Annotated in this window: 7 protein-coding genes; 6 read left to right on the top strand and 1 reads right to left on the bottom strand. The window is 64.2% G+C overall.

All coding sequences use genetic code 11. From position 1 onward, the window contains the following. The first annotated feature begins 184 nt into the window (after positions 1 to 184). The 4 genes from AC1VWL_RS06490 (at position 185) to AC1VWL_RS06475 (ending at position 4,493) form a co-directional block, all read left to right on the top strand. Positions 185 to 1,306 (top strand): PLP-dependent cysteine synthase family protein, encoded by a 1,122-nt coding sequence (locus AC1VWL_RS06490; protein WP_482986157.1) that lies wholly within the window; start codon positions 185 to 187, stop codon positions 1,304 to 1,306. A gap of 34 nt (positions 1,307 to 1,340) precedes the next feature. Beyond that, positions 1,341 to 3,371: a M3 family metallopeptidase gene (locus tag AC1VWL_RS06485; protein WP_482986154.1), complete on the top strand. Its 2,031-nt coding sequence runs from the start codon at positions 1,341 to 1,343 to the stop codon at positions 3,369 to 3,371. After that, positions 3,371 to 4,027 carry a histidine phosphatase family protein gene (locus AC1VWL_RS06480; RefSeq protein ID WP_482986153.1) on the top strand — a complete coding sequence of 219 codons (657 nt, stop codon included), beginning with the start codon at positions 3,371 to 3,373 and terminating at the stop codon, positions 4,025 to 4,027. Before AC1VWL_RS06485 ends, AC1VWL_RS06480 begins: the two co-directional genes overlap by 1 nt. A gap of 88 nt (positions 4,028 to 4,115) precedes the next feature. Next, complete coding sequence (locus AC1VWL_RS06475; RefSeq protein ID WP_481615734.1) at positions 4,116 to 4,493, top strand: SH3 domain-containing protein; 378 nt, start codon at positions 4,116 to 4,118, stop codon at positions 4,491 to 4,493. 296 nt (positions 4,494 to 4,789) lie between these two features. Here the strand turns inward: AC1VWL_RS06475 and AC1VWL_RS06470 are convergent, their stop codons facing one another. Continuing rightward, the gene (locus tag AC1VWL_RS06470) at positions 4,790 to 5,389 is read right to left on the bottom strand and encodes a lipocalin family protein (protein WP_482986156.1); all 600 of its coding nucleotides are present in this window, start codon (positions 5,387 to 5,389) and stop codon (positions 4,790 to 4,792) included. 136 nt (positions 5,390 to 5,525) lie between these two features. Between AC1VWL_RS06470 and AC1VWL_RS06465 the strand changes: the two genes are divergently transcribed. Beyond that, positions 5,526 to 5,843, top strand: a complete 318-nt coding sequence (locus AC1VWL_RS06465) for a hypothetical protein (RefSeq protein WP_282269569.1) — start codon at positions 5,526 to 5,528, stop codon at positions 5,841 to 5,843. Between the two features lie 68 nt (positions 5,844 to 5,911). Beyond that, a complete protein-coding gene (locus AC1VWL_RS06460) occupies positions 5,912 to 8,011 on the top strand; it encodes a prolyl oligopeptidase family serine peptidase (protein WP_482986152.1) in 2,100 nt (699 codons plus the stop codon). The last annotated feature ends 442 nt before the right edge of the window (positions 8,012 to 8,453 follow it).

The following is an 8,453-nucleotide window of genomic DNA, read 5'->3' as shown; positions in this document are numbered from 1 at the left end:
ACATACCCGCGATGCGGTTAAGCGCGCTGGCTGTGGTTTTTGCTGGGTCGTCACGCAACGCCCAACGCCTAAGCCAAGTAAAACCCGGGCCAAGCGGGGGGTTTCGTGCGCAACCCGCACTCTGACCCCGGTTTTGACTAACCAAGTAGAATCGGCAGCAGCATTCACCATGAAGTGGCGATCCATGTCCCAGCGTGATTGGGTGGCGGCGGCCATCCACAAGATTGAAGCCGACTACAACCGTTCGGCCGATACGCATCTGATTCCCATCGATCTGCCGGGTTTCCCCGGTATCGATGTCTATCTGAAGGATGAATCCAGTCACCCGACCGGCAGCCTCAAGCACCGGCTTGCCCGCTCGCTGTTCCTGTACGCGCTGGCCAATGGCTGGTTGCGCGAGGGTTGCCCGGTGATCGAGGCCTCCAGCGGTTCCACCGCGGTCTCCGAGGCTTACTTCGCTCGCCTGCTGGGCCTGCCGTTCATCGCGGTGATTCCGGCCAGCACGTCGCCGGAGAAGATCGCCGCCATCGAATTCCATGGCGGCCGCTGCCATCTGGTGCAGCGCGCCTGCGACCTGAACTGCGAATCCGAACGGCTGGCGCGCGAAACCGGCGGCCACTTCATGGACCAGTTCACCTACGCCGAACGCGCCACCGACTGGCGCGCCAACAACAACATCGCCGAGTCCATCTTCAAGCAGATGGCCGAAGAGCCGCATCCGGTGCCGGAATGGATCGTCTGCAGCCCGGGTACCGGCGGCACCGCCGCCACCTTGGGCCGCTACGTCAGCTATCGCCGCCACGACACCCGCATCCTTTGCGCAGACCCGGAGGTATCGATTTTCTACGACGGCTACTGCGCCGCGCTCGAAGGCCGCGACTGGCGTGACATGACCTGCGAAGGTGGCTCGCGCGTGGAAGGCATTGGTCGTCCGCGCGTGGAGCGCAGCTTCATCCCCACCTGCGTTGATGCGATGGTGAAGGTGAGTGATGCGCTGAGCCTGGCTGCAATGCGCCATGTCAGCGCCACCCTGGGACGCCGCGTTGGCGGCTCCACCGGTACCAACTTCATCGGCGTGCTGTACGCCGCCCAGCAGATGCGCGCTGCCAGCCGTGATGGCTCCATCGTCAGCATCCTCTGCGATGCCGGTGAGCGTTACGCGCACAGCTATTACAACCCGGACTGGTACAGCCAGCAGGGCATCGACGTGGTCGGTGCCGATGCGGTGGTGGCCACGGCCGTGGCCGGGCAGGGCATGCCGGCCCTGCCTTGTGCCTGGCTGGAAGCGTCGCCATATCAGGTCTGATGCCGGCGTAGCCGGAACTGTTTGAAGGAATGCTGTGAACACCACCAATCCCCTGCTAGATTTCTCCGGCCTGCCGCGCTTCGACGCGGTCCGCGCCGAACACGTCACCCCGGCCGTCGATACGCTGCTGGCCGAGGCCGAAGCAGCGGTGAAAGCTGCCGAAACCGTGGCACCAGTGAGCTGGGAGAATTTCGTGGTGCCGCTGGACGATGCTACCGAGCGCTTGTATCGCGCCTGGGGCCAGGTCACGCACCTGCAGGCGGTGGTCAACACGCCGGAGCTGCGCGAGGTCTACAACGCGAATCTGCCGAAGATCAGCCGTTTCGGCAGCTCGGTCGCGCAGAACCCTGCGCTGTACGCACAGTACAAGCTGCTGGCTGCCGCACCGGAAGCTGCAAGCTATGACGAAGCACAGCGCAAGGCGCTGGAGAATGCACTGCGCGATTTCCGCCTTGGCGGTGCCGAGCTCGATGACGCAGGCAAGGCGCGTTTCGCTGAGCTGCAGGAAGAGCTGTCCGGCCTGCAGGCGAAGTTCTCGCAGAACGTACTCGATGCCGGTGATGCGTTCGCACTGTACGTGGACGTTGCCGATGACCTGCTGGGCCTGCCCGACGACGTGATTGCCAGCGCCCGCGCTGCCGCGCAGAAAGATGGCCGCGAAGGTTACAAGCTGACCCTGCAGATGCCGTGCTATCTGCCGGTGCAGACCTATGCCGACAACCGCGCGCTGCGCGAGCAGCTGTATCGCGCGCATGCGGTGCGTGCATCGGAGTTCGGCGATGCAGCGCTGGATAACACCGGCAACATCGATCGCATTCTTGCCGTGCGCAACGAACTGGCAGCATTGCTGGGTTTCGACAACTACGCCGAATATTCCATCGCCACCAAGATGGCCAGCGACGCACCGCAGGTGCTGAGCTTCCTGCGCGACCTGGCTGCACGCGCCAAGCCGTATGCGCAGCGCGACCGCGCCGAACTGGAAGCCTTCGCCCGCGACGAACTGGGCATGGATGAGCTGCAGGCCTGGGATCTGGCCTATGTGGCCGAGAAGCTCAAGCAGGCGCGTTACAGCTACTCCGAGCAGGAAGTGAAGCAGTACTTCACCGAGCCCAAGGTGCTGGCCGGCCTGTTCGGTGTGATCGAGCGCCTGTACGGGCTCAAGGTGGAACAGGACAGCGCCCCGGTCTGGCACGAAGACGTACGTTTCTACCGACTGGTGAACGCCGATGGCACCTTGGTTGGCCAGTTCTACATGGACCTGTACGCACGCGAAGGCAAGCGCGGCGGTGCGTGGATGGACGACTGCCGCAACCGTCGCGTTACCGCCGCTGGCGTGCAGACGCCGCTGGTCTACCTGGTCTGCAATTTCGGCCGTGGCAATGACGGCAAGCCGGCGACCTTCAGCCACGACGAAGTCACCACCGTCTTCCACGAAATGGGCCACGGCCTGCATCAGCTGCTGACCCGCATCGGTGAGTTGGCGGTTGCGGGCATCAATGGTGTGGAGTGGGATGCAGTGGAGCTGCCCAGCCAGTTCATGGAGAACTTCTGCTGGGAGTGGGAGCAGGTGGAAGCGATGACTGCGCATGTCGATACCGGCGCGCCGTTGCCGCGCGAACTGTTCGACAAGATGCTGGCGGCGAAGAACTTCCAGAGCGGCATGTTTACCGTGCGCCAGCTGGAATTCGGCCTGTTCGACATGCTGCTGCACAGCCAGTACCAGCCTGAACAGGAAAGCGTGCTGCAGCTGCTGGAACGCGTGCGCGGCGAGGTGGCGGTGAACATCCCGCCGGCCTGGAACCGCTTCGCCAACCAGTTCAGCCACATCTTCGCTGGTGGCTATGCGGCCGGCTATTACAGCTACAAGTGGGCCGAAGTGCTCAGCGCCGACGCCTATGCCGCGTTCGAGGAAGCACCGGGCGCCTTGGCCGAAACCGGCAAGCGTTTCCGCGACGAAGTGTTGTCGCGTGGCGGTAGCCGCAGTGCGGCCGAGAACTTCCGTGCCTTCCGTGGCCGTGAACCGCAGATTGATGCCCTTCTGCGGCATAGCGGCATGACGGCCTGATGCAGACGGCGTCAGCCCCGGCTGGAACGCGGACGCTCTACTTCGTTCGGCATGGGCAGAGCATGGCCAACGCGGGTGCGTTCGCCATGGCTGATCGGGAGATCCCGCTCAGCGCTTTGGGCCGCCAGCAGGTGCAGGATCTTTTGACGCGCTGGCCATTGCGGCCGGCGCGGCTGTACTGCTCGCAGATGCTGCGCGCCCGGCAGACGGCGGCGTACTTCGGCGATGCCCACGGGCTTGCAGCACAGGAGATCGCCGAGCTGGATGAGTTCAGCTATCTGGCGCTTGCCACTGTCGAGGGCAAGGTGCCCGCCGAGGTCGCGGTGTTGGCGCGTGACTACTGGCAACGCGGCGACCCTGCCCATCGTGACGGCGATATTGCCGACAGCTTCGATGACTTCGCAGCTCGGGTTGAGGCCTTCCTTGCCCGCCTGCATGACTTCGAAGATGGCAGCGTATTCGTGGGCCATGGCATCTGGATCGGCCTGCTGGCCTGGCGCCTGCAAGGGCGGACGGTGAACAGGCCTGCGGACATGCAGGCATTCCGTGCCTTCCAGACCGGGATGCATGTGCCCAATGCCGGGGTGTACAGGTTGGAAATTGCCAGCGGCGAAGGCGCTGCACGGCTTACAGCGCTGGATGTCAGCGTTGCCTGAACGCGATGGGCCCGCAACGGCGCGGGTTCAAGTTTGGCGTGTCACCATAGATTCTTCATCTGGCCGCACCGGTCCCGCCGCACTCGCCATGCACAGGTTGTTCAAGTCCACCGACGGCAAGCCCCGCCTGTATCTGCGTATCGCTGCGGCTGCGGCGATCATCGGCGTGGTGCTGTGGTTCCAGCCGCAGATCAACGAGCCCGCCGCCCAGGTCAGCAATGGCCTGAACCTGCGCAGCGCGCCGGACCAGCGTGCCGAGCGCCTGGCGGTATTGCCGGTGGGCACCACGGTGGAAGTGCAGCGCTGCCTCGACGACCTGCAATGGTGCAACGTGCGCGCGGACGGCAAGAGTGGCTGGGTGGCGGCGGACTACCTGGTCGCCCGCAGCGATGGCAAGAAGGTGAGGCTGGCCGAAGCCGGCAAGCAGCTGGGTGTGGTCATAGAGACGGCCAAACCGGGTGGGTGAGCTGCATCTGTAGAGCCGAGCCATGCTCGGCTTGGGGGCGTTACCGGTAAAGCCCTGCCGAGCATGGCTCGGAACTACGCTTCTGCCCCCTCCCTTGCGCCGAAGGCGGAGGGGAGGGCTGGGGAGGGGTAGCTCTTCGCCGTTTGCAGCAATACGCGCTTCGCGGCTTACGCCGCTCCCACAACAGCATGATCAAGCCGGCCTTGAGCTGCACCTGTAGAGCCGAGCCATGCTCGGCTGGATCGTTACCGGTAAAGCCCTGCCGAGCATGGCTCGGCACTACGGTTCTGTCCCTGTTACTTCTTGTTCGGCACCTCAAAGCCCAGCTTGTCCACCTGCTGCGGGTGCTGCGGCACGCGCTTGAGCTTGTCGGTGTTTACGTCGTACTTGTCACGCAGGCGCGTGGCGAGCTGACGGTAGGTGGCGTTGTCCATGTCCGGTTCGCGGGCAAAGATCCACGCCATCTCGCGCCCCGGGTAGCCGATCAGTGCCCAGGAGTAGTCCGGCGCCACTTCAAGAATGCGCGAACGGGTCGGTACTACCCGGTAGAACCAGGTGCGCCAGCTGCGGTTGCCGCTTTCTTCGTCCACCTTGGCGCGGATGTCGATCTCTTCTTCCGGTTCGGCAAAGCCGTCGCGGAACTGGTACTTGATGGCCACCTTATCGTCGTCACGCAGGGTGTAGGTGTTGACGCTGGCCACATGGCCGCGCTCGATGAAATTGGGCACCCGACCGATCACATACCAGCGGCCCATGAAGCGCTGCAGGTCTATCGGGCCCTCTGCGATTCCCTCCACCGTCGTCGTCGCCGGTGCAGCCTCCTGTGCAAGCGCCGGGCTCAGCGGCAGGGCGAGACTCAACAGCATGGCGGACACAAAGACGGGAATCGGTCGCATTACGGGTAAGGCACCTATGAAGGTCAGGGCTGCATGTTCGACGGGCAGCGATGCGTCCGTCAATGGCAGGTCGCAGTCTGTGAGATGGCGGCCGCCGAGGATGCACTCCAACACAGCCATGTTGCCGGAGAACGTCATGACCAAGCCACTTGCATCGTCATCCCGTCGTAACGCGCAGGACGCGCCCGATCCGCAGGTGCTGCGCTGCGTCAGACAGGCGGCCCTGGCTGGCCTGGCACTGGTGCTGGTCTGGCCGGCGGCGCGCGGCCACAGCCAGTGGATCGGCTGGTTGCCGTTGTGGCTGCTGGGCATGCCGCTGAGCGCCTGGTGGGCCTTGTACCGCTTCCGCCTACCCGCAGCTTGGAGGAACCGCCACGCCAAACCGCGTAAACGCGGCCCGCAGGCCACCCGTGGCCGTCGCCCGGCGCGGCGGCGCCTGCCGCAGGCGGCCTGACCTTCGACACGTGGGGGCGGGCTGGGGGCTGTGTTAGCGTTCGGGGCTTATGACCGCATGGAGCCAACATGTCTCGACTCTCTTCTGCCTGCCTTGTGGCGGGTCTGCTTTCATCCGGCCTGGCCGGGGCCGCCATGGCCGCTGATGACTCCCAGGACAAGTACGCCTGGTTGGAAGACGTCACCGGCGACAAACAGCTGGGCTGGGTGAAGGAGCAGAACGCCAAGTCCGAAGGCCGCCTGGCCGTGACCCCGCAGTTCAAGGCGATGGAGGCCGGCATCCGTGAGGTGCTGGATTCCGATGCCAAGATCCCGGGCGTCGAGAAGATCGGCGATTACTACTACAACTTCTGGAAGGACAAGCAGCACGAGCGCGGCGTATGGCGCCGCACCACGCTGGTCGAATACCGCAAGGCCGAGCCGCTGTGGGAAACCGTGCTGGACCTGGACGCGCTGAACAAGGCCGAGGGCGAGAACTGGGTGTGGCATGGCGCCAACTGCCTGCGCCCGGAGTACAACCGCTGCCTGATCGCGCTGTCGCGCGGTGGCGCCGATGCCGATGTCACCCGCGAATTCGACATCTCGAAGAAGGACTGGATCAAGGACGGCTTCTTCCGCGCCGAGGCCAAGGGTGGCCTGGGCTGGATCGACCAGGACAACGTCTTCGTCTACACCGACTTCGGCCCGGGTTCGATGACCACCTCCGGCTACCCGCGCGTGGTCAAGCGCTGGCAGCGCGGCACCCCGATCAGCGCCGCAACCACGGTGTACGAGGGCAAGCCGGAAGACATGTACATCGCCGCGATGCACGACGATACGCCCGGCTTCGAGCGTAACTTCGTCAGCCGCACGATTGCTTTTTACAACAACGAGCTGTTCCTGATCGGCGCCGATGGCAAGCTGACCAAGGTCGACGCACCGAACTCGGCCGAGAAGGGCGTGCGCCGCGAATGGCTGACGCTGGAGCTGCGTGAGCCGTGGACCGTAGGCGGCAAGACCTATACCGCAGGTTCGCTGCTGGCGACGAAGTTCGATGACTTCATGGCCGGCAAGCGCGAGTTCGATGTGCTGTTCGCGCCGACCGACACCACTTCGCTGGCCGGCACCACCTGGACCAAGTCGCACGTGGTGCTGAACGTGCTGGACGACGTCAAGAATCGCCTGAAGGTGCTGACCCATGGCAAGGACGGTTGGGTAAGCAGCGATTTCACCGGCGCACCGGCCTTCGGCACCATTGGTGTTGGCGCGGTGGACGCGGACGAAAGCGACGCGGTGTGGATGACCGTCACCGACTACCTGACCCCGACCACCCTGGCCATGGCCGAGATCGGCCAGCAGCCGGAAGTGCTGAAGACCATGCCGGCGTTCTTCGACGCCAGCGACAAGGTGATCGAGCAGCACTTCGCCACCAGCAAGGACGGCACCCGCGTGCCGTACTTCGTTGTGCACGACAAGGCGATGAAGCTGGATGGTTCCAACCCGACCCTGCTGTACGGCTACGGTGGCTTTGAGATCTCGCTGACTCCCGGTTATTCCGGTGGCATGGGCCGCGCCTGGCTGGACAAGGGCGGCGTGTATGTCGTGGCCAACATCCGTGGCGGTGGCGAGTACGGCCCGCGTTGGCACCAGGCGGCGCTGAAGCAGAACCGCCACAAGGCGTACGAGGACATGGCAGCGGTGGCGCAGGACCTGGTCACCCGCAACATCACTTCGGCCAAGCACCTGGGCGTGCAGGGCGGCAGCAACGGCGGTCTGCTGACCGGCAACATGCTGACCCAGTACCCGGAGCTGTTCGGTGCGGTGGTGGTGCAGGTTCCGCTGCTGGACATGAAGCGCTACAGCCACCTGTTGGCCGGTGCTTCGTGGATGGCCGAGTACGGCAACCCGGACACGGCGGATTGGGACTTCATCAAGACCTTCTCCCCGTACCACCTGTTCGACCCGGCCAAGAGCTACCCGCCGGTGCTGTTCACCACCTCCACCCGCGATGACCGCGTCCACCCGGGCCACGCCCGCAAGATGGCGGCCAAGATGATCGACGCAGGCAAGGACGTGACCTACTACGAGAACATCGAAGGCGGTCATGGTGGCGCGGCGAACAATGCGCAGGCCGCGCATATGTCGGCACTGGCGTACAGCTTCCTGTGGGAGCAGCTGAGCAAGAAGTGATGCTTGGTTTGAAGTGACGCAAAACAAACGCCACCGAAAGGTGGCGTTTGTTTTTGCTTTTGCTTTTGCCTAAGCCCCTCTCCCGCTTGCGGGAGAGGGGTTGGGGTGAGGGCAAGGGCGGAGTCTTGTTGGTGAATTGCGGTAGGCATTTCAAAAGCTCAAAAGCTCCCCCCATCCGCCCTACGGGCACCTTCCCCCGCAAGCGGGAGAAGGGAAATAGCCAAAGCCGAGCCACAGCCAAAGCCAAAGCCAAAGCCAAAGCACCCCTCCCCAGCCTTCCCCTTCGCCTGCGGCGAAAGGGAGGGGGTTGCAAGCAAAGCATGCGTGCTGAGTTGTGCTTGCGCTCTTGCTTCTGCTGTCGCTTCCACTCCCTCCCTTTCGCCACAGGCGAAGGGGAAGGCTGGGGAGGGGTGCCTTTAGGCCCTCAGCCCTCAGCCCTTAG

Source organism: Stenotrophomonas sp. STEN063, assembly GCF_056854515.1.
The sequence above is the reverse complement of the archived record's forward strand: the minus strand, read 5'-3'. Positions and strand labels throughout refer to the sequence as shown.

Bases quoted from the DNA above. Each gene is read 5' to 3' on its own strand.
- AC1VWL_RS06490 (WP_482986157.1), top strand. From the start codon at position 185: ATGTCCCAGCGTGATTGGGTGGCGGCGGCCATCCACAAGATTGAAGCC.
- AC1VWL_RS06480 (WP_482986153.1), top strand. From the start codon at position 3,371: ATGCAGACGGCGTCAGCCCCGGCTGGAACGCGGACGCTCTACTTCGTT.
- AC1VWL_RS06475 (WP_481615734.1), top strand. From the start codon at position 4,116: ATGCACAGGTTGTTCAAGTCCACCGACGGCAAGCCCCGCCTGTATCTG.
- AC1VWL_RS06470 (WP_482986156.1), bottom strand. From the start codon at position 5,389: ATGCGACCGATTCCCGTCTTTGTGTCCGCCATGCTGTTGAGTCTCGCC.
- AC1VWL_RS06465 (WP_282269569.1), top strand. From the start codon at position 5,526: ATGACCAAGCCACTTGCATCGTCATCCCGTCGTAACGCGCAGGACGCG.
- AC1VWL_RS06460 (WP_482986152.1), top strand. From the start codon at position 5,912: ATGTCTCGACTCTCTTCTGCCTGCCTTGTGGCGGGTCTGCTTTCATCC.